General features: G+C 61.5%; 21 protein-coding genes. 12 read left to right on the top strand and 9 right to left on the bottom strand.

Annotation, left to right across the window (positions count from 1 at the left end; genetic code table 11):
* The first annotated feature begins 8 nt into the window (after positions 1–8).
* On the top strand, positions 9–731 hold the full coding sequence (gene mtgA / locus AC07OT_RS16535) for a monofunctional biosynthetic peptidoglycan transglycosylase (RefSeq protein ID WP_495108534.1): 723 nt from the start codon (positions 9–11) through the stop codon (positions 729–731).
* A 46-nt stretch (positions 732–777) separates the two neighbouring features.
* On the opposite strand, the gene rpoH is transcribed toward mtgA, so the two are convergent.
* The 4 genes from rpoH to ftsY all read right to left on the bottom strand — a co-directional run bounded on the left by rpoH (position 778) and on the right by ftsY (position 4,828).
* Positions 778–1,632, bottom strand: coding sequence for an RNA polymerase sigma factor RpoH (gene rpoH / locus AC07OT_RS16530; protein ID WP_003176698.1), 855 nt, complete (start codon positions 1,630–1,632; stop codon positions 778–780).
* Positions 1,633–1,761: 129 nt separating this feature from the next.
* A complete protein-coding gene (ftsX, locus tag AC07OT_RS16525) occupies positions 1,762–2,784 on the bottom strand; it encodes a permease-like cell division protein FtsX (protein WP_065923857.1) in 1,023 nt (340 codons plus the stop codon).
* The gene (ftsE, locus tag AC07OT_RS16520; protein WP_003213784.1) at positions 2,781–3,452 is read right to left on the bottom strand and encodes a cell division ATP-binding protein FtsE; all 672 of its coding nucleotides are present in this window, start codon (positions 3,450–3,452) and stop codon (positions 2,781–2,783) included. The genes ftsX and ftsE overlap by 4 nt, the downstream gene beginning before the upstream one ends.
* On the bottom strand, positions 3,449–4,828 hold the full coding sequence (gene ftsY, locus AC07OT_RS16515; protein ID WP_495108533.1) for a signal recognition particle-docking protein FtsY: 1,380 nt from the start codon (positions 4,826–4,828) through the stop codon (positions 3,449–3,451). The genes ftsE and ftsY overlap by 4 nt, the downstream gene beginning before the upstream one ends.
* Positions 4,829–5,060: 232 nt before the next feature.
* On the opposite strand from ftsY, the gene AC07OT_RS16510 reads away from it, so the two are divergent.
* From AC07OT_RS16510 to AC07OT_RS16495, 4 genes are all read left to right on the top strand, one after another.
* The gene (locus tag AC07OT_RS16510) at positions 5,061–6,416 is read left to right on the top strand and encodes a M16 family metallopeptidase (protein ID WP_495108532.1); all 1,356 of its coding nucleotides are present in this window, start codon (positions 5,061–5,063) and stop codon (positions 6,414–6,416) included.
* A complete protein-coding gene (locus tag AC07OT_RS16505; protein WP_027606106.1) occupies positions 6,409–7,899 on the top strand; it encodes a M16 family metallopeptidase in 1,491 nt (496 codons plus the stop codon). The genes AC07OT_RS16510 and AC07OT_RS16505 overlap by 8 nt, the downstream gene beginning before the upstream one ends.
* Positions 7,899–8,516 carry a 16S rRNA (guanine(966)-N(2))-methyltransferase RsmD gene (rsmD, locus tag AC07OT_RS16500; RefSeq protein WP_027606107.1) on the top strand — a complete coding sequence of 206 codons (618 nt, stop codon included), beginning with the start codon at positions 7,899–7,901 and terminating at the stop codon, positions 8,514–8,516. Before AC07OT_RS16505 ends, rsmD begins: the two co-directional genes overlap by 1 nt.
* A 61-nt stretch (positions 8,517–8,577) precedes the next feature.
* Positions 8,578–9,573, top strand: a complete 996-nt coding sequence (locus AC07OT_RS16495) for a hydrolase (RefSeq protein WP_141156231.1) — start codon at positions 8,578–8,580, stop codon at positions 9,571–9,573.
* Between the two features lie 57 nt (positions 9,574–9,630).
* On the opposite strand, the gene AC07OT_RS16490 is transcribed toward AC07OT_RS16495, so the two are convergent.
* Positions 9,631–10,485, bottom strand: coding sequence for a sulfurtransferase (locus tag AC07OT_RS16490; RefSeq protein WP_141156232.1), 855 nt, complete (start codon positions 10,483–10,485; stop codon positions 9,631–9,633).
* 33 nt (positions 10,486–10,518) lie between these two features.
* A complete protein-coding gene (locus AC07OT_RS16485; protein ID WP_141156233.1) occupies positions 10,519–11,190 on the bottom strand; it encodes a TetR/AcrR family transcriptional regulator in 672 nt (223 codons plus the stop codon).
* A 146-nt stretch (positions 11,191–11,336) separates the two neighbouring features.
* Between AC07OT_RS16485 and AC07OT_RS16480 the strand changes: the two genes are divergently transcribed.
* The 5 genes from AC07OT_RS16480 to AC07OT_RS16460 all read left to right on the top strand — a co-directional run bounded on the left by AC07OT_RS16480 (position 11,337) and on the right by AC07OT_RS16460 (position 16,034).
* The gene (locus tag AC07OT_RS16480; protein ID WP_495108531.1) at positions 11,337–12,764 is read left to right on the top strand and encodes a coniferyl aldehyde dehydrogenase; all 1,428 of its coding nucleotides are present in this window, start codon (positions 11,337–11,339) and stop codon (positions 12,762–12,764) included.
* 28 nt (positions 12,765–12,792) lie between these two features.
* Complete coding sequence (locus AC07OT_RS16475) at positions 12,793–13,338, top strand: twin-arginine translocation pathway signal protein (RefSeq protein WP_115485565.1); 546 nt, start codon at positions 12,793–12,795, stop codon at positions 13,336–13,338.
* A 37-nt stretch (positions 13,339–13,375) separates the two neighbouring features.
* Positions 13,376–14,971 (top strand): GMC family oxidoreductase, encoded by a 1,596-nt coding sequence (locus tag AC07OT_RS16470; RefSeq protein WP_141156235.1) that lies wholly within the window; start codon positions 13,376–13,378, stop codon positions 14,969–14,971.
* A gap of 114 nt (positions 14,972–15,085) precedes the next feature.
* Entirely contained in the window at positions 15,086–15,565 is a 480-nt protein-coding gene (gene coaD / locus AC07OT_RS16465) for a pantetheine-phosphate adenylyltransferase (RefSeq protein WP_003176711.1), read from the top strand.
* Positions 15,566–15,782: 217 nt separating this feature from the next.
* Positions 15,783–16,034: a YfhL family 4Fe-4S dicluster ferredoxin gene (locus AC07OT_RS16460; RefSeq protein ID WP_003195146.1), complete on the top strand. Its 252-nt coding sequence runs from the start codon at positions 15,783–15,785 to the stop codon at positions 16,032–16,034.
* Between the two features lie 124 nt (positions 16,035–16,158).
* Here AC07OT_RS16460 and mutM read toward each other — a convergent pair whose 3' ends face one another.
* Both mutM and AC07OT_RS16450 read right to left on the bottom strand, forming a co-directional pair.
* The gene (mutM, locus tag AC07OT_RS16455; protein ID WP_495108530.1) at positions 16,159–16,971 is read right to left on the bottom strand and encodes a bifunctional DNA-formamidopyrimidine glycosylase/DNA-(apurinic or apyrimidinic site) lyase; all 813 of its coding nucleotides are present in this window, start codon (positions 16,969–16,971) and stop codon (positions 16,159–16,161) included.
* Positions 16,972–16,992: 21 nt separating this feature from the next.
* Complete coding sequence (locus AC07OT_RS16450) at positions 16,993–17,805, bottom strand: HDOD domain-containing protein (RefSeq protein ID WP_177414170.1); 813 nt, start codon at positions 17,803–17,805, stop codon at positions 16,993–16,995.
* Positions 17,806–17,992: 187 nt separating this feature from the next.
* On the opposite strand from AC07OT_RS16450, the gene AC07OT_RS16445 reads away from it, so the two are divergent.
* Positions 17,993–19,189 carry a class I SAM-dependent rRNA methyltransferase gene (locus AC07OT_RS16445; RefSeq protein ID WP_495108529.1) on the top strand — a complete coding sequence of 399 codons (1,197 nt, stop codon included), beginning with the start codon at positions 17,993–17,995 and terminating at the stop codon, positions 19,187–19,189.
* Between the two features lie 188 nt (positions 19,190–19,377).
* A complete protein-coding gene (locus AC07OT_RS16440; protein ID WP_115485563.1) occupies positions 19,378–20,553 on the top strand; it encodes an MFS transporter in 1,176 nt (391 codons plus the stop codon).
* Here the strand turns inward: AC07OT_RS16440 and AC07OT_RS16435 are convergent.
* Positions 20,528–22,261, bottom strand: coding sequence for a DUF4153 domain-containing protein (locus AC07OT_RS16435; RefSeq protein WP_141156237.1), 1,734 nt, complete (start codon positions 22,259–22,261; stop codon positions 20,528–20,530). The two genes, AC07OT_RS16440 and AC07OT_RS16435, sit on opposite strands and share 26 nt — an antisense overlap.
* Positions 22,262–22,296: the final 35 nt, after the last annotated feature.

The following is a 22,296-nucleotide window of genomic DNA, read 5'->3' as shown; positions in this document are numbered from 1 at the left end:
CCATCTCTATGCTGCGTGTCCTCTTCAAACGCCTTCTCACCGTCGTGAAATGGTTTGCCATCGGCAGTGTTCTGCTGGTGCTGCTGTTCCGTGTCGTCCCGCCGCCCTTCACCGCGCTGATGGTGGAGCGCAAGGTCGAATCCTGGTTCGACGGCGAGCCCATTGACCTGCAACGCACCTGGGTGCCGTGGGACGAGATCTCCGACGAGCTGAAAGTGGCGGTGATGGCCGGTGAAGACCAACGTTTCCCGCAGCACTGGGGCTTTGATTTCGGCGCGATCCAGGCGGCGCTCCTGCACAACGAGCGCGGCGGTTCGATCCGGGGCGCGAGCACGCTGAGCCAGCAGGTGTCGAAAAACCTATTCCTGTGGGCGGGTCGCAGTTATTTGCGCAAAGGCCTGGAAGCCTGGTTTACCGGGCTGATCGAGGTGTTGTGGCCCAAGCAGCGGATTCTTGAGGTGTACCTCAACAGCGTGGAATGGGATGAAGGCGTGTTTGGCGCAGAAGCGGCGGCGCGACATCACTTTGGCGTGAGTGCCAAGGGGTTGTCCCGGCAGCAGGCCAGCTACCTGGCGGCGGTGTTGCCTAATCCACGGGTGTGGAGTGCCAGCCATCCGATCGCGTATGTGGCGCGACGGGCAGCCTGGATTCGCCAGCAGATGAGCCAGCTGGGCGGAGAGGGTTACCTGGTGGAACTGAACAATTCCCGCAAAGCGCCTTGGTCCGACTGATACAACACAAAACAAATGTGGGAGGGGCTTACCCCCTCCCACATGTTCAGGCGGCGATCGACAACTTCAGCTTGTTCATCGCGCTTTTCTCAAGCTGGCGAATACGCTCGGCCGACACGTTGTACTTCTGCGCCAGGTCGTGCAGCGTGGCTTTTTCTTCCGCCAGCCAGCGCTGGTAGAGGATGTCACGGCTGCGGTCGTCCAGCACTTCCAGCGCTTCGTGCAGGTTGTGGTTGGAGTTGTCGCTCCAGTCGGCGTCTTCCAGTTGACGCGCCGGGTCGTACCGGTGGTCTTCCAGGTAGTTGGCCGGCGATTGGAAAGCACTGTCGTCGTCCGCTTCGGCGGCCGGATCGAAGGCCATGTCATGGCCGGTCAGGCGGCTTTCCATCTCGCGCACTTCACGGGGCTCCACGCCGAGGCTTTCGGCCACACGGTGGACTTCCTCGTTGTTCAGCCACGCCAGGCGTTTTTTCTGGCTGCGCAGGTTGAAGAACAGCTTGCGCTGGGCCTTGGTGGTCGCGACTTTCACGATGCGCCAGTTGCGCAGGATGAACTCGTGGATTTCCGCCTTGATCCAGTGCACGGCAAACGACACCAGGCGCACGCCCATCTCAGGGTTGAAGCGCTTTACAGCCTTCATCAGGCCGACGTTGCCTTCCTGGATCAGGTCAGCCTGGGCCAGGCCGTAGCCGCTATAGCTACGGGCGATATGTACGACAAAACGCAGGTGGGCGAGCACCATCTGCCGAGCCGCCCCCAAATCCTGCTCATAGTAGAGACTCTCGGCCAGTTCACGCTCCTGCTCGGGTGTCAGCAATGGAATGCTGTTGACCGTGTGCACATAGGCTTCCAGGTTCGCACCCGGGACCAAGGCATAAGCAGGTTGCAAAGAAGTGGTCATACGAAAAAACCTCCGACTCACATAACTCGTGCAGTTCAGCACTGCGAAAATTGACCGGGAACCGTAGGACAAGTTCCCTAAACCACTGATACGGTCAATACAAACGAAACCACATTACCCTGACATTAACTACTTCGGTGCAAGCTCGCGTAAATGCCGTGCGACCGCAATCCAGGCACCGATATAACCCAACAATACCGCGCCAAGCAAGAGCGACAGACCATCGGCAACCGGCACCCCGGCCAGGGCAAAATCGCTGCCGTACAAGCCGGCAAGCCCGACGACCGCGTCGTTCAGCCAGTTCAGGCCGAACGCCAGCACGCCCCAGGACAAAATCCCCGCACCCAGGCCATAAAGCGCGCCCATGTACAGAAAAGGCCGACGCACATAGCTGTCCGTGCCGCCGACCAGTTTAATCACTTCTATCTCGGTGCGACGGTTTTCAATATGAAGACGAATGGTATTACCTATCACCAAAAGTAATGCAGACACCAACAGCACCGTCAGGCCGAACACAAACCGGTCGCCCAGCTTGAGGATCGCCGCCAGGCGCTCCACCCAGACTAGATCAAGTTGCGCCTGTTGCACCTTCGGCATCTCTGCGAGTTTTTGTCGCAGGGCTTCAAGGCCCGCCTTGTCGACTTCATTCGGCGTCACCAGCACCACGCCCGGCAACGGGTTCTGCGGCAGCTCTTTCAACGCCTCGCCCAGGCCGGACTGCTGCTGGAACTCCTCGAGTGCCTGGTCGCGGCTGACGTACTCGGCGTCCGCGACGCCCGGCATGTTCTTGATATCGTCCCGTAGTGCTTCGCCCTCCTTGGTGCTGGCATCCAGGTTCAGGTACAGGGAAATCTGTGCCGCACGCTGCCAGGAACCGCCCAGGCGCTCGACATTATTAAGCAGCAACGACAAGCCCATCGGCAGGCTCAGGGCCACGGCCATCACCAGGCAGGTAAAAAAGCTGCCGATCGGCTGCTTGCCCAGGCGACGCAGGCTGTCCAGCAGGCTGGCGCGATGGCTTTCGATCCAGGCGCGCAGCAGGGTGCTGAAGTCCGGGCCATCGTCATCGTCGTGTTTTTTCTTTTTCGGTTGCGGGTCGGCCGGTTTTGGCGCCACGCGCTCGGAAACCTTGGGGCTACGTGTTGCACTCATACGCCAGCCTCCCCGTCACCGATCAGGCGACCGCGTTGCAGGGTCAGCATGCGATGGCGCATGCGGGCGATCAGCGCCAGGTCATGACTGGCGATCAGTACGCTGGTGCCCAGACGGTTGATGTCTTCGAATACGCCCATGATCTCGGCCGCCAGGCGCGGGTCGAGGTTACCGGTGGGTTCGTCCGCCAGCAGCAAGGCCGGGCGGTGAACGATGGCGCGGGCAATGCCGACGCGCTGTTGCTGGCCGGTGGACAGGTCGCCGGGGTAGAGGTCGGTCTTGTCCGACAGCGCCACGCGCTCCAAGGCCGAATCCACACGCTTGACGATTTCGGCCTTGGACAGCCCAAGAATCTGCAACGGCAGGGCAATGTTGTTGAACACCGTGCGATCGAACAGCAACTGGTGGTTCTGGAACACCACGCCGATCTGGCGGCGCAGGAACGGGATCTGCGCATTGCTGATGGTGGCCAGGTCCTGGCCCGCCAGCAGCAACTTGCCCGTGGTCGGGCGTTCCATGGCCAGCAGCAGGCGCAACAGCGTACTTTTGCCAGCCCCCGAGTGACCGGTGACAAACAAGAACTCGCCGCGACGCACTCGAAAGCTCAGCTCATGCAAGCCCACATGCCCGTTGGCATAGCGTTTACCGACCTGTTCGAATCGAATCATGAACGCTCCCGCTCGGCAAACAGTGCCTGGACAAAGGGTTCGGCTTCAAAGGTGCGCAGGTCGTCGATGCCTTCACCGACGCCGATATAACGAATCGGCAACCCGAACTGCTTGGCCAGGGCGAAGATCACGCCACCTTTGGCCGTGCCGTCGAGCTTAGTCAAGGCCAGGCCGGTCAGCTGGACCGTCTGGTTGAATTGCTTGGCCTGGCTTATGGCGTTCTGCCCGGTACCGGCGTCGAGCACCAGCAGCACTTCGTGCGGGGCGTCTGCGTCGAGCTTGCCGATCACGCGGCGGACTTTCTTCAGCTCTTCCATCAGGTTGTCTTTGGTGTGCAGGCGACCGGCGGTATCCGCGATCAGCACGTCGATGTTACGAGCCTTGGCGGCTTGTACAGCGTCAAAGATCACCGAAGCGGAATCGGCACCGGTGTGCTGGGCGATGACCGGGATCTTGTTGCGCTCCCCCCAGACCTGCAATTGCTCGACGGCAGCGGCGCGGAAGGTGTCGCCAGCGGCGAGCATGACTTTCTTGCCTTCCGACTGCAGCTTCTTGGCCAGTTTGCCGATGGTGGTGGTCTTGCCGGCGCCGTTGACACCCACGACCAGGATCACGAACGGCTTGTTCGGGGTGATCACCAGCGGCGCCTCAACGGGCTTGAGCATCGCAGCCAGCTCGGCCTGCAAGGATTTGTAGAGGGCGTCGGCATCGGTCAACTGCTTGCGCGCGACCTTCTGGGTCAGGCTCTGGATGATCACGGCGGTGGCTTCGACGCCCACGTCGGCAGTCAGCAGGCGGGTTTCGATGTCTTCCAGCAGCTCATCGTCGATGACTTTCTTGCCGAGGAACAGGCTGGCCATGCCTTCGCCGATGCTGGCGCTGGTCTTGCTCAGGCCTTGCTTGAGGCGGGCGAAGAAACCGGTCTTGCTGGTTTCGGTGGGGGCGACGGGCGCTTCGATGACGGCGGGAGCGGCAACCACCGGCTCCACTAGCGCAGGCACGGGGGCGGGCGCTTCGACAACGACCGGCTGTGGCTCAACGGTCACCGGAATCGGCGGCACCACATGCTCGGCCTGCACATCTTCAACCAGCGCCACAGGCTCTTCGGGCACCGGCAGCTCAGGCCACGGCTTGTGTTCGGGCTCAGGCTCCACCTCGGCCACCGGCTGCAACACCGGCTCCGCCATCGGCAACACCACCGGCGCCGGTGCTTCGGCAATGGGCTCGGCTTCTACTATAGGCTCGGGGATCGGCTCAGCTTGAACCTGTGGCTGTTCAGCGACGGTTTCCTGCGGCTTTTTGCGCAGCCATCCGAACAGGCCTTTCTTCTCGCCAGCCGCAGCTGGGGTCTTCTTGTCGTCGTTGGAACCAAACATGGAGACGGCTATCTCAAGGTAGCGACGCGCCAAGGGGCACATCGGTAAATAAAATTCGATGCGTAACAGACTGTTTTTTAGCCAGCTCGTTCATGCGCAACATTTTGTAAGGCCTAAATAGGGCCTTAACAAGACAGCCATAGTGGCCGTCCCTAGGTCGGATCAGTATCCTAGCACCTCCTCGCCCGCCGACGCTAAGACCAAGCGGGCAGCCCAACAGGTTTAAAAACGAATGAATGCTCTAGCCCGCCACGCCGCAGGCCTGCTGTTCAGCACAGTTTGTCTGCCCCTTTCAGCCTTGGCTGCCGACCCACAACCCACCCATGAATTCACCCTGGATAACGGCCTCAAGGTGGTCGTGCGCGAAGACCATCGCGCGCCGGTGGTGGTTTCCCAGGTCTGGTACAAGGTCGGTTCGAGCTACGAAACCCCGGGCCAGACCGGTTTGTCCCACGCCCTGGAGCACATGATGTTCAAGGGCAGCGCCAAGGTCGGCCCCGGCGAAGCCTCGCTGATCCTGCGTGACCTGGGCGCCGAAGAAAACGCCTTCACCAGCGATGACTACACCGCCTACTACCAGGTGCTGGCCCGTGACCGCCTGGGCGTTGCCTTTGAGCTGGAAGCCGACCGCATGGCCAGCCTGCGCCTGCCGGCCGACGAGTTCAGCCGCGAAATCGAGGTGATCAAGGAAGAACGCCGCCTGCGCACCGACGACAACCCGATGTCCAAGGCCTTCGAGCGTTTCAAGGCGATGGCCTTCCCGGCCAGCGGCTATCACACCCCGACCATCGGCTGGATGGCCGACCTCGACCGCATGAAGGTCGAGGAACTGCGCCACTGGTACCAGTCCTGGTATGTACCGAACAACGCCACGTTGGTGGTGGTCGGTGACGTCACCCCGGACGAGGTAAAAAACCTGGCCCAGCGCTACTTCGGCCCGATCCCCAAGCGTGACGTACCGCCCGCCAAGGTTCCGATGGAGCTGGCCGAGCCCGGCGAGCGCCTGCTGACCATGCATGTGCAGACCCAATTGCCGAGCGTGATCCTGGGCTTCAACGTACCTGGCCTGGCCACCGCCGAAGACAAGCGTTCGGTCCAGGCCCTGCGCCTGATCTCGGCCCTGCTGGACGGCGGCTACAGTGCACGGATCTCCGAGCAACTGGAGCGTGGCGAAGAGCTGGTATCCGCCGCGTCCACCAACTACGACGCCTACACCCGGGGCGACAGCCTGTTCACCCTCTCGGCCACCCCGAACCAGCAGAAGAAAAAGACCGTTGCCCAAGCCGAATCCGGCCTGTGGCGCCTGCTGGAAGAGCTGAAGGCCAAGCCACCGACCGCCGAAGAACTGGAACGCATCCGTGCCCAGGTCATCGCCGGCCTGGTGTACCAACGCGATTCCATCACCAGCCAGGCCACGGCCATTGGCTCCCTGGAAACCGTGGGCCTGTCCTGGAAACTCATGGACACCGAACTGGCCGACCTGCAAAGCGTGACCCCGGAAGATATCCAGAAGGCCGCGCGCACCTATTTCACCCGCGAACGTCTGAGCGTCGCCCATGTTTTGCCTGAGGAGACCGCTCATGAGTGATCGCAAAAGCAGCCGCCTGATCCTGCCGGGCCTGATCGTCGTCACCCTGATCGCGGCGAGCGCCGTGTACTTCCTGCGCCCGAGTGACTCCGTCGCCAGCCAGGCATTGGACAAGGCTCAATCGACCAACAAACTGCAATCCCTGGCGGAGCTGGACGGCAAGGCGCCGACCAACCGCAAGCTCGACGTGCAAACCTGGACCACCGCCGAAGGCGCCAAGGTGCTGTTCGTCGAAGCCCATGAGTTGCCGATGTTCGACATGCGCATCCTGTTCGCCGCCGGCAGCAGCCAGGACGGCAACGTGCCGGGCCTGGCGCTGATGACCAACGCCATGCTCAACGAAGGCGTGCCGGGCAAGGATGTGAGCCAGATTGCCAGTGGTTTTGAAGGCCTGGGCGCCGACTTTGGCAATGGCGCTTATCGCGATATGGCGCTGGTGTCCCTGCGCAGCCTGAGCGACAGCGCTAAACGCGACGCCGCCCTGGCGCTGTTTGACGAGGTGATCGGCAAACCGACCTTCCCCGCCGACTCCCTGGCGCGGATCAAGAACCAGATCCTCGCCGGCTTTGAATACCAGAAGCAGAACCCCGGTAAGCTGGCGAGCCTGGAGCTGTTCAAGCGCCTGTACGGCGATCACCCTTACGCTCACCCGAGTGAAGGCACGCCGCAAAGCGTTCCGAAGATTACCCTCGCGCAGTTGCAGGCGTTCCACGCCAAGGCTTATGCGGCGGGTAATGCAGTGATTGCCGTGGTCGGCGACTTGACCCGCGCCGAAGCCGAAGCGATGACCGCCAAGGTGTCGGCCGCGCTGCCCAAGGGCCCGGCCATGGCGAAGATCGCCCAGCCGACCGAGCCCAAGGCCGGCCTGAGCCATATCGAGTTCCCGTCCAAACAGACTCACCTGCTGTTCGCCCAATTGGGCATCGACCGCGCCGACCCGGACTACGCCGCCCTGTCCCTGGGCAACCAGATCCTCGGCGGCGGTGGCTTCGGCACCCGCTTGATGAGCGAAGTGCGCGAGAAACGCGGCCTGACCTACGGTGTTTACTCGGGCTTCTCGCCGATGCAAGTGCGTGGCCCGTTCATGATCAACCTGCAGACCCGCGCCGAAATGAGCGGCGGCACCCTGCGCCTGGTCGAAGACGTGCTGGCCGACTACCTCAAGACCGGCCCGACGCAAAAGGAACTGGATGACGCCAAGCGCGAGCTGGCCGGCAGCTTCCCGCTGTCCACCGCGAGCAACGCCGATATCGTCGGACAACTGGGCGCCATGGGTTTCTACAACCTGCCGCTGAGCTATCTGGAAGATTTCATGAAACAATCCCAGGCCCTGACCGTAGAGCAGGTCAAGGCGGCCTTGAACAAACACTTGAGCGCCGACAAGATGGTCATCGTGACCGCCGGCCCAACGACTGCGCAAAAGCCACTACCGCCCCCCACTGATAAACCTGCCGAGCAGCCGCTCGGGGTTCCGGAGCATTAATGGCCAGTTCATCTCGCCCGAAAAAACCTGTCCACAACGTGCATAACGGTGTGGGCCAACTGCGCATCATTGGCGGCGAATGGGGCAGCCGCAAGCTGAGCTTCCCCGACGTCGTGGGCCTGCGCCCGACGCCGGACCGCGTACGTGAAACCCTGTTCAACTGGCTGGCACCGTACATTGCCGGCGCCAAGGTGCTGGACCCGTTCGCCGGCAGTGGCGCGCTGTTCCTGGAGGCGCTGTCCCGTGGCGCAGCCCAGGCCCAGGCGCTGGATGCCAGCAATGTCGCGGTGTCCAGCCTCAAGGAACACCTGGGCACCCTGCGCTGCACCAATGGCCAGGTGCAGACCGCCGACGCCCTGCGCTACCTGGAAACCCAGGCGCCCAGCGCCTACGACGTGGTGTTCCTCGACCCACCGTTCAACCAGAACCTGTTGCCGACCGTGTGCGCCTTGCTCGAAGAGCGCCAATGGCTGGCACCGGACGCGTGGATCTACACTGAAAGCGAGACCGCGCCGTCTACCCTGGGCTTGCCGGGCGCGTGGCGCCTGCACCGGGAGCAGAAATCCGGTCGTGTGTATTACGCGTTGTGGCATCGATTGGTCGAAAGCGTCGCTTAAAATCTGTGGTGAGCAAGCCCGCTCACCACAGACAGTGAGTCAGCTCAAAACTGGGAGTGTCATGACACCGTCCTCCGACCTGTTCACCCCCGCCTTCGGCCTCGGCAACCCTCACCTGCAAACCCTGTGGGGGCCGCTGTGGCGGCCGACTACCCATATCGAACGCCAACGCGAACGCCTGTGGCTGGAAGACGGCGACTTTCTCGACCTCGACTGGCATGGCCCCCATGACGCGCAGACGCCGTTGGTGCTGGTGCTGCATGGGCTGACCGGCTCATCCAATTCCCCCTATGTGGCCGGCCTGCAAAAAGTCCTCGGCGCCCAAGGCTGGGCCAGTGCGGCCTTGAACTGGCGCGGCTGTTCGGGCGAGCCCAACCTGTTGGCACGCAGCTATCACTCAGGCGCCAGCGAAGACCTCGCCGCCGCGATTGCGCACCTGCGCGCCAAGCGGCCGTTGGCGCCGCTGTATGCGGTGGGTTATTCGCTGGGGGGCAATGTGCTGCTCAAGCACCTGGGGGAAACCGGCGAGGCGTCCGGGCTGCAAGGCGCAGCGGCGGTGTCGGTGCCGTTTCGCCTGGACCAGTGTGCAGACCGCATCGGGCTGGGCTTCTCGCGGGTTTATCAAAAGCACTTCATGCGTGAAATGCTCGCGTATATCCGCGTCAAACAAAGCCGTTTTTTACAGGATGGCCACGCGGATGGGCTGAAAACCCTGGAAGCGCTTGGCTCGCTGGAGAAGATGCGCACCTTCTGGGACTTCGATGGCCGGGTCACCGCGCCGCTGCATGGGTTCTTGAGTGCCGAGGACTATTACCGTCGCGCGTCGAGTCGCTACTACCTGGGTGCGATCCGCACACCGACGCTGATTATCCAGGCGGCCGACGACCCGTTCGTGTTTGCCCACAGCTTGCCCGAGGCCAGCGAGCTGACGGCGTGCACCGAGTTTGAGCTGACGGCCAAGGGCGGGCACGTGGGCTTCGTCGATGGCTCGCTGAAACGCCCAGGCTACTACCTGGAGCGGCGCATCCCACAATGGTTATTGGCACGACACGGTTAAACATGTGGGAGGGATAAGCCCCTCCCATATTAGGATTGGGTTTACACGGCCGGGAACTCAGTCACCCGTAGCGATTTTCCGCGTCGGATCGGTAATCCACTCGCTCCACGACCCCGCATACAACTTGCCCAACGGGTAACCCGCCAGGCTCAGGGCGAACAGGTTGTGACAGGCCGTCACGCCCGAGCCGCAATACGCCACCAGTTCCTCCGGCGAGCGCCCCTGCAACTGCGCGGCGAAGCGCTGCTTGAGTTGCTCGGCCGGCAGGAAACGCCCGTCACTGCCCAGGTTTTCGTTGAACGCCGCACATTGCGCACCGGGGATATGCCCGGCAATCGGATCAATGGGCTCAACTTCACCGCGAAAACGCGCCTGGGCGCGGGCATCGATCAGGGTCAGGCCGGGTTGGCCCAGGCGTTTTTGCAGATGTTCGGCATCCAGCAGCAGGTGATTGTCCGGCGCGCCATCGAAAGTCCCACGCTCGGTTACCGGCGCGTCCAGGCTCAACGGGAAACCCGCGGCATGCCAGGCCTTGAGGCCGCCGTCCAGGATAAACACACCGTCACGCTTGCCCAGCCAGGCCAGCAGCCACCAGGCACGAGCTGCATAGGCGCCAGGGCCGTCGTCATACAGCACGATATCGGTGTCAGCATGGATGCCCCAGGCCCGCAGTTGCTCAGCGAAGGTGCCCGCCGCCGGCAACGGGTGACGCCCGGTCACACCTTTGATCACTGGCCCGCTGAGATGGCGCTCCAGGTCGGCATATTGCGCACCCTCGATATGCCCTTCGGCGTAGCTGCAACGCCCGTAATCCGGGTCTTCCAGGGCAAAACGGCAATCCAGGATCACCAGCCCCGCCGACGTCTGGCGCTCGGCCAATTGCTGGGGGCTGATCAGTTGGGCAAGCGGCATGACGGACTCCTGTGATCAGATTAGGGAAAGGTCCTACTTCACTTCTTCCAGTGCCTGGTTCAACGGCACGTAAAACTCTTTGAACAGTGCATCCACCGCTTCTTTTGCCTGAGGCGTGACAAAGCCCGCCTCCAACACCAGCACCTGATACACCCCGCGTTTGATGGCTTCGGCGCTCAGGTGGGCGGAGTTTTCATTGGTGGTGCACAGGAAACGCACCCAGGAGGTGAGGATGATCCAGGCATTGAGGGTCAGGGCTTCGGTTTGCACCGGGTCCATGTTCAGGATGCCCGCATCGACAAACCCCTGGTAGATGGCGCCGCCCTGGATCAGGCAACGCTGGGAAAAACGCCGATAGCCGGTGGCCAGCTCCGGGTCGCTCTCCAGCAGATGTTCAAGGTCGCGGTGCAGAAAACGGTAGCGCCACATACCGGCCAGTACGGCCTGGAGATAAAAGCGCTTGTCTTCCACCAACATGGCCCGCCCCTGGGGCGGACGCAGGAAACTGTCCACCAACGCTTCATATTCGCGAAACAGCACGGAGATGATCGCTTGCTTGTTGGGGAAGTGGTAGTACAGGTTGCCCGGCGAAATTTCCATATGGGCGGCGATATGGTTGGTGCTGATACTGCGCTCGCCCTGCTGGTTAAAAAGCTCCAGGCTGGTTTGCACAATACGCTCGCTGGTCTTTACTCGTGGTGCCATAGGGGAATCAGCTTCTGTACACGTGATAGGGCATCTTACGGCCTATCCTTGCCAGGATAAATCTGCATGTTGCTGCAATGTTATTTGACAATTTAGAGTAATGACTCTAAAAATCCACGCAGACCAATAACAATCGGTGCTGCGCCATGTCTGCCAACGTTGCCTACCTGCAAGATGCCCAGGCGCTGGATCAACTCCAGGACCTGTTCGACGCCCAACGCCGCGCCTACGCAGCCAACCCGATGCCGCCAGCTGCACAGCGCCAACAGTGGCTGAAGGCCTTGCGGGATGTGCTCAGTGACGAGCGCCAGGCACTGATCCATGCCATCAGCCAGGATTTCAGCCAGCGCAGCGCCGACGAAACCCTGTTCGCCGAACTGATGCCCAGCCTGCATGGCATTCACTACGCCAGTAAACACCTCAAGGGCTGGATGAAACCTTCCCGCCGCGCTGTAGGCCTGGCCTTCCAACCCGCGTCAGCCAAAGTCATTTACCAACCCCTGGGCGTGGTCGGCGTGATCGTGCCGTGGAACTACCCGCTGTACCTGGCCATCGGCCCACTGGTCGGTGCGTTGGCGGCAGGCAACCGGGTGATGCTCAAGCTCAGCGAGTCCACGCCCGCTACCGGCGAACTGCTCAAGGCGTTGCTGGCGAAGATTTTCCCCGAGGACCTGGTGTGCGTGGTGCTCGGCGAGGCCGAGGTGGGCATGGCGTTTTCCAAGCTGCGCTTCGATCACCTGCTGTTTACCGGCGCGACCAGTATCGGCAAACACGTGATGCGCGCCGCCGCCGAACACCTCACGCCGGTCACCCTGGAACTGGGCGGCAAGTCGCCGGCCATTGTCTCCGCCGACGTACCGCTCAAGGACGCCGCCGAACGCATCGCCTTCGGTAAAGCCTTGAACGCCGGGCAAACCTGCGTGGCCCCGGACTACGTGCTGGTGCCGGAGGACCGCGTGGAGGGTTTCGTCGAGGCCTACAGCAAGGCGGTTCGCGGGTTTTATCCGACGCTGGCCGACAACCCGGACTACACCGCCATCATCAATGAGCGTCAATTGGCCAGGCTCAATGCCTACGTCAAGGACGCCACCGACAAGGGCGCCACCCTGATCCCGCTGTACGACCAGGGCCAGGCACGGCGCATGGCCCATAGCCTGCTGCTGAATGTCAGCGATGACATGACCGTGATGCAGGACGAAATCTTCGGCCCGGTGCTGCCGATCGTGCCTTATCGCGGCATCGACCAAGCCTTTACCTACATCAACCAGCGCCCTCGCCCGCTGGCCCTGTATTACTTCGGCTACAACAAGCGCGAGCAGGACCGGGTCCTCCACGAGACCCATTCCGGCGGTGTCTGCCTGAACGACACCCTCCTGCACGTGGCCCAGGACGACATGCCCTTTGGCGGCATCGGCCCGTCGGGCATGGGCCACTACCACGGCCATGAAGGGTTCCTGACGTTCAGCAAGGCCAAGGGTGTGCTGGTGAAACAGCGCCTGAACGCGGCGAAATTGATCTACCCGCCCTACGGCAAATCGATCCAAAAACTGATCCAGAAGCTGTTTGTCCGCTGACACCGCCACCCACGGGATAACAATAACAATGAACCCTAGCCTCACGGATTCACCCGCGCTGTCGCGGCGCGGCGTCTTGAAAATCGGCCTGTGTGCCAGCGCTTTCCTGGCCACGGCCGGGCTGGGCGCCAGCCTCAGCGGCTGTTCCAGCAGCACCCCGGCAAGCGGCTTTGCCATGTTGCGCAGCAGTGACCTGCCGTTTCTGCGCGCGGTGATCCCGGTGCTGCTCGAAGGCGTGGCCAGCGCCCAGGATGTGGTCGCCGGGATTGAAGACACGTTGAAAAAACTCGACTACAGCCTGCAACACCTGTCGCCGGAGATGTTCAAGCTCACCCAACAGTTGTTCGATGTGCTCGGCATGGGTATTACACGCGGCCCGTTGACCGGCATCTGGGGCAGTTGGGAAAACGCCAGCGCGGAGCAGATCCGCAACTTCCTGCACCGCTGGGAAAACAGCTACCTGAACCTGCTGCGCATGGGCCAGGGCTCGCTGCTCAAGCTGGTGATCATGGCCTGGTACTTCCGGCCCTCCGCCTGGGCGCATTGCGGCTACCCCGGCCCGCCGAAGATCTGATTCGCATCCCTCACAATAAAAACAAGAGACGACCCTGATGCCCGTACCCGATCTGTTCCGCGACGGCCTGGCCCGCGGCTGGAAAACCCACAATGGCGCCGCTCTCGACAGCGACCTGACCCTGGAAGCCGACGTGGCCATCATCGGCAGCGGCGCCGGTGGCGGCACCACTGCCGAGATCCTCAGCGCCGCCGGCTACAAAGTGCTGTTGATCGAAGAAGGCCCGCTCAAGACCAGCAGCGACTTCAAGCTGCTGGAGGATGAGGCCTACGCCAGCCTGTATCAGGAAGGTATCGGCCGCATGAGCAAGGACGGCGCCATCACCATCCTGCAAGGCCGCGCGGTGGGCGGTACCACGCTGATCAACTGGACCTCCAGCTTCCGCACCCCGGACGCCACCCTCAGCCATTGGGCCAGCGAGTACGCGGTAAAAGGCCACAGCAGTGCAGAGATGGCACCGTGGTTCGAAAAGATGGAGCAGCGCCTGGGCATCGCACCGTGGGCCATCCCCCCGAATGCCAACAATGATGTAATCCGCAAAGGCTGCGAAAAGCTCGGCTACAGCTGGCATGTGATCCCGCGCAACGTCCGTGGCTGCTTCAACCTGGGTTATTGCGGCATGGGCTGCCCGGTCAACGCCAAGCAGTCGATGCTGGTGACCACCATCCCGTCCACCCTGGAAAAAGGCGGCGAGCTGCTGTACCTGGCCCGCGCCGAGCAGCTCAAATACAGCGGCGACACCATCAGCAGCCTGGAATGCGTAGCGATGGACGCGCGCTGCGTGGCGCCCACCGGGCGCAAGATCACAGTGAAGGCCAAGCATTACGTGCTGTCGGGCGGCGGCATCAATAGCCCGGCGTTGCTGATGCGCTCGGATGCGCCCGACCCGCATTCGCGGCTGGGCAAGCGGACCTTTTTGCACTTGGTGAACTTCTCCGCCGCATTGTTCGACGAGGTGATCAACCCGTTCTACGGCGCGCCGCAGTCGATCTACTCCGACCATTTCCAATGGCAGGACGGCACCACCGGCAAAATGTCCTACAAGCTTGAGGCGCCGCCCTTGCATCCAGCATTGGCCAGCACCTTGTTCGGCGGCTATGGCACGCAGAACGCCCTGGACATGGGCCAATTGCCGCATACCCACGCCATGCTCGCGCTGTTGCGTGACGGCTTTCACCCCGACAGCCAGGGCGGCAACGTGGATTTACGCGGTGACGGTACGCCGGTGCTCGACTATCAGGTTTCGCCCTACGCCTGGGATGGCCTGCGCCGGGCCTTCCACAGCATGGCCGAAATCCAGTTCGCGGCGGGCGCCAAGTCGGTCAAGCCCATGCACCATGACGCACGGTTCGTGAACACCTTGGCCGAGGCACGCAGCGTCATTGAGGGTTTGAATCTGGAATTGCACCGGACAACCCTGGGCAGCGCCCATGTGATGGGCGGCTGTGCCATGGGCGAAGATCCCAAAAATGCGGTGGCTGACAGCCTTGGCCGGCATCACCAATTGCGCAACCTGTCGATCCACGATGGTTCTTTATTCCCCACCAGTATTGGGGCCAACCCGCAATTATCGGTGTACGGATTAACCGCTCAACTGGCGACAGCCTTGGCCGAACGTCTGAAAACAGCGTGAAAAAACACGCTATTCACGGTGTCTATACGGCTTTCTTATGCATAAGTTGACTTGGCCGACCGGGATGGCTGCGATACCATCCGGTTCCCCAACGGACTCCGCCAGGACGACGCGATGAACCGAGTGTTGTACCCAGGTACCTTCGACCCGATTACCAAAGGCCATGGCGATCTGGTCGAACGCGCCTCTCGTTTGTTCGACCATGTGATCATCGCAGTCGCGGCCAGCCCCAAGAAAAACCCGCTGTTTCCCCTGGAACAGCGCGTGGAGCTGGCGCGTGAGGTCACCAAGCACCTGCCTAACGTGGAAGTGGTGGGCTTTTCCACGTTGCTCGCGCATTTCGCCAAAGAGCAGAACGCCAATGTATTCCTGCGTGGCCTGCGCGCGGTGTCGGACTTCGAATACGAATTCCAGCTGGCCAACATGAACCGCCAACTGGCGCCGGACGTGGAAAGCCTGTTCCTCACGCCGTCGGAACGTTACTCGTTCATTTCCTCGACGTTGGTCCGTGAAATTGCCGCTTTGGGCGGGGATATCACCAAGTTCGTGCATCCGGCCGTGGCTGATGCGCTGACGCTGCGCTTCAAGAAGTAATGTGGTGAGCGGGCTTGCCCCGCGTTGGGCTGCGTAGCAGCCCTAATAAAGACTCGCGTCGCCTCAGGTGAATAACCGGTCGTCTGGTTTGGGGCCGCTTCGCTGCCCAACGCGGGGCAAGCCCGCTCACCACAGCTCGCACTGCGGGCGCCAATGCGGCACAATTGCGCGCATTAGTTTTCAGATGCCTTGGCTGACAGCCCTGGCAGGAGTTTCCATGTCCCTGATCATCACCGACGATTGCATCAACTGCGACGTCTGCGAACCCGAGTGCCCGAACGCCGCCATCTCCCAGGGCGAAGAGATCTACGTGATCGACCCCAACCTGTGCACCCAGTGCGTCGGTCATTACGACGAGCCGCAGTGCCAGCAGGTGTGTCCGGTGGATTGCATTCCGCTGGATGAAGCGCATCCGGAGACGGAAGAGCAGTTGATGGAGAAGTACCGGAAAATTACCGGTAAGGCTTGAGCTTCTTTAGTGCCTGGAAAGACCTCATCGGGGGCAAGCCCCCTCCCACATTTTGAACGTATTCACAAATCAAAGTGTGGGAGGGGGCTTGCCCCCGATAGCGATATTAGCCACTACACAGCAATCAGCTCTGGCACCTGGGGCAAAACACGCTCGCCCGCTGCCCCAGCACCACATTGCGCAGCTCAGTCCCGCAGACCTTGCACGCCTCGCCACCGCGGCCGTAGACGAACAATTCCTGCTGGAAATACCCCGGCTGCCCATCGCCACCGATAAAGTCCCGCAACGTGGTGCCGCCACGCTCGATTGCCGCCGCCAGAATGCGCTTGATCTCGATCGCCAGCTTCAAATAACGCCCGCGTGAAATGCCGCCGGCCGCGCGACGCGGATCAATCCCCGCCGCAAACAACGCCTCAGTCGCATAGATGTTGCCTACGCCCACCACCACCGCGTTGTCCATGATGAACGGTTTCACCGCCATCGACTTGCCGCGGGACAGCTGGAACAACCGCTCACCGTCAAACAGCTCGGTCAACGGCTCCGGCCCCAGGCGAATCAGCAGTTCATGGTTGTGCGGGTCCTGGCTCCAGAGCATCGCGCCGAAACGCCGAGGGTCGGTGTAGCGCAGGGCCAGGCCGGATTCCAACTCGATATCCACATGTTCATGCTTGGCCGCCGGCACGCCGACTTCGACCAGGCGCAAGTTGCCCGACATGCCCAGGTGGCTGATCAAGGTGCCCACTTCGGCATTGATCAACAGGTACTTGGCCCGCCGCTCCACCAACACGATGCGCTGGCCGGACAGGCGCACATCCAGATCTTCCGGGATCGGCCAGCGCAGGCGCCGCTCACGCACCACCACGCGGCTGACCCGCTGGCCTTCCAAGTGCGGCGCAATCCCACGCCGGGTGGTTTCGACTTCTGGTAACTCGGGCATGTGTACCTCGTGAAGGGGGGATCAGTGCGCGCCCAGTTCGCGGATCGACAACTTCATGCTTTCGAAGTCGTAGTCCGACAGGCCCACGTAGTCCAGCACCAAGTGGCCGATGGCATTCCACTCATGGTCCACCGACTGGTTGCCCAGCACGCGATAGGACGAGCAGATGTGCTCGGCCATCTTCAGGATCGCCAGCAGGTTTTTCAGCTGCGGATTGCGCGACGTCTCATCGCTGAAGATCGCCAGGGCATTGTGGTGGTTGGCGATGGCGTCGGTCACATGCTCCGGCAGGCGCCAGGACTTGGCGGTGTAGTAGCCGACCACGGCATGGTTGGTGTTGAACGCATTGTTTTCGGTGTCGACCACGCGGCAGTCGGGGCCGGCGTTGGCGTAGGCCTCTTCGAGCACCGTCATGTAGTTGGGGAAACGCTTGAGCATCAGCGGCACGCCGCAGTCGTGGAACAGCCCCAGGGCATAGGCCTCGTCCACCGCCTGGGCGCCGGTGCGCTTGGCCAGGGTGAGGCAGGTCATGGCCACGTCCTGGGCGGTGTCCCAGAAGCGGTTGAGGGTGACGATGGTGTCGTCGCTCATCTCGCCCCTGATCGACAGGGCGTTGATCAGGTTGATGATCGAGCGGCTGCCCAGCAGGTTCACCGCGCGCTGGATCGAGGCGATCTTGTTGCTCAGGCCGTAATAGGACGAGTTGACGATCTTCAGCAGCGCGCCGGACAGGCCCGGGTCCTGCGAGATCAACCGCGCGATCACTTCCAGGTCCGGGTCGGGCATGTACTGCTCCATCTGCAAATCCACCATGATTTGCGGCTGAGGCGGCACGCTGATGCCTTGGAGGGCCTGCTGGATCTGTTCGGCGGAAAGCTCTTGGGACATAAGTACACACTCTGGGCTAGGTGGGGATTCTAACCCTTATCAACCCTCGGCTGACACCTCCCCGCACATCCGGCAGCCCGGCCATTTCCTACATAACAAGGTATACTCCCGCTCTTTTTTCCGGAGCGACGTCATGTCCCTGCCAAGCCTGCGTCTCAAAGCCAACGCCGATCGTCGTTTGCGCAACGGCCACCTGTGGGTCTACAGCAACGAAATCGACGTGGCCGCCACCCCTCTGCACGGCTTCCAGGCGGGCGACCAGGCCATCCTGGAAGCGGCCGGCGGCAAGACCCTCGGCATCGTGGCCATGAGCCCGAACAACCTGATCTGCGCACGCCTGATGTCGCGCGATATCAAGTTGCCGCTGGACAAGTCGCTGCTGGTGCACCGCCTGAACGTCGCCCTGTCCCTGCGTGATCGCCTGTTCGACAAGCCGTTCTACCGCCTGGTCTACGGCGATTCCGACCTGTTGCCAGGCCTGGTGGTCGACCGTTTCGGCGATATCCTGGTAGTTCAGATCGCCTCGGCGACCATGGAAGCCCATAAAGACGACGTGATCGCCGCCCTGACCCAAGTGCTCAAGCCGAGCGGCATCCTGTTCAAGAACGACTCCGCCGCGCGCGACGCCGAAGGCCTCAACCGCTACGTCGAAACCGTGTTCGGCCTGGTGCCGGAGTGGGTCGCGCTGGAAGAAAACGGCGTGAAATTCGAAGCCCCGGTGATCCAGGGCCAGAAAACCGGTTGGTTCTACGACCACCGCATGAACCGCGCGCGCCTGGCCCCGTATGCCAAAGGCAAACGCGTACTCGACCTGTACAGCTACATCGGCGGCTGGGGCGTGCAAGCCGCGGCCTTCGGCGCCAGTGAAGTGTTCTGCGTCGACGCCTCGGCCTTCGCCCTCGATGGCGTGGAGCGCAACGCCGCGCTGAATGGCGTTGCCGAGAAGATGACCTGCATCGAAGGCGACGTCTTCGAAGCCCTCAAGGAATTGAAAGCCAGCGAAGAACGCTTCGACGTGATCGTCGCCGACCCACCGGCCTTCATCAAACGCAAGAAAGACATGAAAAACGGCGAAGGCGCCTACCGACGCCTGAACGAGCAAGCCATGCGTTTGCTCAGCAAGGACGGCATCCTGGTCAGCGCCTCGTGCTCCATGCACCTGCCGGAAGATGACCTGCAGAACATCCTGCTGACCAGCGCCCGCCACCTGGACCGCAATATCCAGATGCTGGAACGTGGCGGCCAGGGCCCGGATCATCCGGTGCATCCGGCGATTGTCGAGACGCGGTATATCAAGAGCATTACGTGCCGGTTGTTGCCAAACAGCTAAAGCCAAGCACAGATAAAAATGTGGGAGTGGGCTTGCCCCCTCCCACATTTGTTTTGCGGTTGCCGTGAAAACTTTTCCTACCCAGGCAAGCCACGTCCATTCAGGAAGTTTCTCTCAACACTTTTGATTGAATTCCATTTTTCGCAGACTAGTATCGGTTTCTGGTTTTACTCCGGAAAACAAAAACAATGTCTGGGCCCACCCTCTCCCGCTTCATCCTCATCACCTGCATTTCACTGATCAGCTTTTTCCCGATCAATATCCTGCTCCCGTCGTTCCCCGCCCTGTCCGCCCGGTTCGACACGCCCAGCGCAGACATCGCACTGTCCATCAGCCTGTTCACCCTGGTCTTTTCCATTTCCCAACTGCTCGCCGGTCCGCTTTCGGATAAATGGGGGCGCAAGGAAGTCCTGCTCGGCTGTATCACGCTGTCGATCCTCGGGGCGATAGGTTGCGCCATGGCGCCGGATTACCTGACCTTCCTGCTATTCCGCACGGTCCAGGCCATGGGCTGCGGCTTCTTCGTACTGGGCCATGCGCTGGTGGAAGACCTGTTCGACGAACAGGACCGAGCCCGGGTGCGCCTCTATTACATGACCCTGAGCGGTTCGTTTGTCGCGCTGTCGCCGCTGATCGGCTCCTGGCTGCAAACCACCTTCGACTGGCAAGGGAGCTTCTATGGGTTTGCGCTGATGGCATCGGGCATGTTGATCCATGCGCTCTGTATCCTGCCGTCGAAGTCCTCCAGCCCACACCGCGAACCGGTATCCATCATCGGCACACTCAAGGCCGTGGCGCACAATCGGGACTTTCTGCGCTATTGGTGGATCGCCGCCCTGGTATTTGCCTGCTACTTCGCCTTGATCAGCGTGACGCCGCTGATTTTCATGGATGCGCTGAAGCTGTCCGAATACCAATATGCGCTGGTGCTGATGGTGTACGGCCTGGCCTACCTGCTCGGCGGCGTTGCTGCCTCGTACCTGCAAAAACGCATGGCGCTGTCCCGGCAAATCAATATCGGTCTTGGCTTGCTGCTCGTCGCAGGCGCGCTGTTAACGCTGATCGTCAGCATTGAAGCCATGACCACCGTGACCTTGTTGATACCAATGCTGATCAGCGCCCTGGCCGTCACCCTGGTCAGGCCCGCCGCGATTTCCGCAGCAATGCTGTTGTTCTCCAGCAGCGCGGGCACGGCGGCGTCGGCGGGCAATAGCATCATGTTTCTCACTGCCGCTGTCGTCAGCGCGGCACTGGCCCAGGCCGGCGATCATCTATTGATGAGCATCGCCCTCAGTTTTATCGGATTCAGCCTCTGGGGGCTGGTGACCAATCGGCGGACTACGGCTCACGAACCACCGGCGTGAGCAACATGTCACTGGACTGCAACTGCCGGTAACGAGGCTTGACCAACGAGATCTTGCCCTCACGGATATCGTGGATCAGGGTCTCGGTGTCCACATAGCCGTCGGGCAGTTGCGTCCATACGAGAGGGCCGCGATCGTCCCATTCGCCCTTATCGTCCAGGACAAAAATGCGCGGCGGCTTGAAGTCATGGCGATAACTGGTGCGCGGTATCGCAAGCACTTCGGGCTGCCCATCCTGATCGAAGTCCACCGCCCACAACACACAGCCGGGCTCGCACCCAGAGTCAGTGTTCAGGCTGAGCTCGGCAAACTGCTCGCTGCCCTTGGGCTCAGGGCCGATCCATTCCAGCTCGGGCTTGGGCCGGCGGGCACGCTCTTTTTCATACTGTTCACTGAAACTCAGCGAGGTGTCTTCCATCCGCTCACGCAAGGCACGGCGCGATTCCGGGTCCAGAATGCGCTCCTGATCCAGGTCGACCTGCAACTTGGCATACGCCGCCTCCCCAGCCTTCTCCAGGCCAAAACGCAGGTAGTGCGCGTCAAACGCTTCAGCCTTGGTACGCCCGTCGAGCAAACGCCGGACCTGATCGTCGACGCTCAGGCGCACCGGATCGAGGATCGGCGTGTTGACCAACACCACCAGCCCACAAAACAGCAGCGCCAAGGCCGGGTTGGTAACACGCAGGTTGGCCAGCCAGACCGGCGAACGCAACACCACCGCCCACACGGCCGCCAGGCCATACAAACCACAGAGTAACGCCGCCGCCAATGCAATGAAGCGCTGTGGCGATAAGGCATATTGCTCGACCCGCAACCAGCTCGAATAAAACGCCAGGACGGCGAGAACCGGCAGGCACAGCAGGCTCAATTCGATAAACCGCGTTAACCATTTGGGGTACGGTGGAGGTTGAACGCCCTCCTGAAAAACACCATTGAGCAAGAACAGCTGGGCCCCCGCCAGCACCAGCAGAATCGGCGTGGAATAACCCGTCGCCCAAATCCGCCCGAGCCCGGTGAACGGCAAGGTCAGGGTAAACAGCAGGCTGATCAGGGCGATCAACGGCAACAACAAGCCACAGGCGCTGAACAGCATGCCGCGCATCTGGCCGATGACTTTCTCGCTGCGCGCCGCCAGGTACATGCCCAAGGCGAACACCAACGGCAAGCTGATGCACAGGAATAGCTGGCTCCAGAAGTGGCGTTCAAAAAATTCTATGCCCAGCATCAGGAACAGTCGGCCCCATAGCTTGAGCAGCAACATGAACACCCCCACCAGGATCAGGGCATACAGCACGATGAATACGCTGTTCCAGGCCTGCTGGAACAGGTCTTCATAACGCCAGCGTTGCCCTTTTTCGGCGGGCCAGGCGAACAGAAACGTGGCACAGACATAGCTCAACACCACCACGCTGATAAACCAGGAATTGATCGCCCAGCGGTTATTGCCGACATGGTCGAGGCCGTAGCAGACCCACAGCGTCATGCCACCCATCAACAGGGTGAATGCCAGCGTAGGCAGCAACGACCGCCACTGTCGGGCTTTTTCCCCCAGCAGTTGCAAGGTGGTACCGCCCACCAACACCACGGTGTAGGTGACAAAAAACACGGTTTCGCTCAAGCGATAGAGCTGATCGGAGTAATAGAAGACGATTCCCTGGATCAGACCGATCAGCAGGTAGAACCCAAGAAAACGATGGATACCGGGCATTCCAATTCCTTTGGAGAGGGTCGGGGCAAAGGGCC

The organism is Pseudomonas sp. GW821-FHT09C10, from assembly GCF_059418085.1.
The sequence above is the reverse complement of the archived record's forward strand: the minus strand, read 5'-3'. Positions and strand labels throughout refer to the sequence as shown.

Bases quoted from the DNA above. Each gene is read 5' to 3' on its own strand.
- mtgA (WP_495108534.1), top strand. From the start codon at position 9: ATGCTGCGTGTCCTCTTCAAACGCCTTCTCACCGTCGTGAAATGGTTT.
- rpoH (WP_003176698.1), bottom strand. From the start codon at position 1,632: ATGACCACTTCTTTGCAACCTGCTTATGCCTTGGTCCCGGGTGCGAAC.
- ftsX (WP_065923857.1), bottom strand. From the start codon at position 2,784: ATGAGTGCAACACGTAGCCCCAAGGTTTCCGAGCGCGTGGCGCCAAAA.
- ftsE (WP_003213784.1), bottom strand. From the start codon at position 3,452: ATGATTCGATTCGAACAGGTCGGTAAACGCTATGCCAACGGGCATGTG.
- ftsY (WP_495108533.1), bottom strand. From the start codon at position 4,828: ATGTTTGGTTCCAACGACGACAAGAAGACCCCAGCTGCGGCTGGCGAG.
- AC07OT_RS16510 (WP_495108532.1), top strand. From the start codon at position 5,061: ATGAATGCTCTAGCCCGCCACGCCGCAGGCCTGCTGTTCAGCACAGTT.
- AC07OT_RS16505 (WP_027606106.1), top strand. From the start codon at position 6,409: ATGAGTGATCGCAAAAGCAGCCGCCTGATCCTGCCGGGCCTGATCGTC.
- rsmD (WP_027606107.1), top strand. From the start codon at position 7,899: ATGGCCAGTTCATCTCGCCCGAAAAAACCTGTCCACAACGTGCATAAC.
- AC07OT_RS16495 (WP_141156231.1), top strand. From the start codon at position 8,578: ATGACACCGTCCTCCGACCTGTTCACCCCCGCCTTCGGCCTCGGCAAC.
- AC07OT_RS16490 (WP_141156232.1), bottom strand. From the start codon at position 10,485: ATGCCGCTTGCCCAACTGATCAGCCCCCAGCAATTGGCCGAGCGCCAG.
- AC07OT_RS16485 (WP_141156233.1), bottom strand. From the start codon at position 11,190: ATGGCACCACGAGTAAAGACCAGCGAGCGTATTGTGCAAACCAGCCTG.
- AC07OT_RS16480 (WP_495108531.1), top strand. From the start codon at position 11,337: ATGTCTGCCAACGTTGCCTACCTGCAAGATGCCCAGGCGCTGGATCAA.
- AC07OT_RS16475 (WP_115485565.1), top strand. From the start codon at position 12,793: ATGAACCCTAGCCTCACGGATTCACCCGCGCTGTCGCGGCGCGGCGTC.
- AC07OT_RS16470 (WP_141156235.1), top strand. From the start codon at position 13,376: ATGCCCGTACCCGATCTGTTCCGCGACGGCCTGGCCCGCGGCTGGAAA.
- coaD (WP_003176711.1), top strand. From the start codon at position 15,086: ATGAACCGAGTGTTGTACCCAGGTACCTTCGACCCGATTACCAAAGGC.
- AC07OT_RS16460 (WP_003195146.1), top strand. From the start codon at position 15,783: ATGTCCCTGATCATCACCGACGATTGCATCAACTGCGACGTCTGCGAA.
- mutM (WP_495108530.1), bottom strand. From the start codon at position 16,971: ATGCCCGAGTTACCAGAAGTCGAAACCACCCGGCGTGGGATTGCGCCG.
- AC07OT_RS16445 (WP_495108529.1), top strand. From the start codon at position 17,993: ATGTCCCTGCCAAGCCTGCGTCTCAAAGCCAACGCCGATCGTCGTTTG.
- AC07OT_RS16440 (WP_115485563.1), top strand. From the start codon at position 19,378: ATGTCTGGGCCCACCCTCTCCCGCTTCATCCTCATCACCTGCATTTCA.
- AC07OT_RS16435 (WP_141156237.1), bottom strand. From the start codon at position 22,261: ATGCCCGGTATCCATCGTTTTCTTGGGTTCTACCTGCTGATCGGTCTG.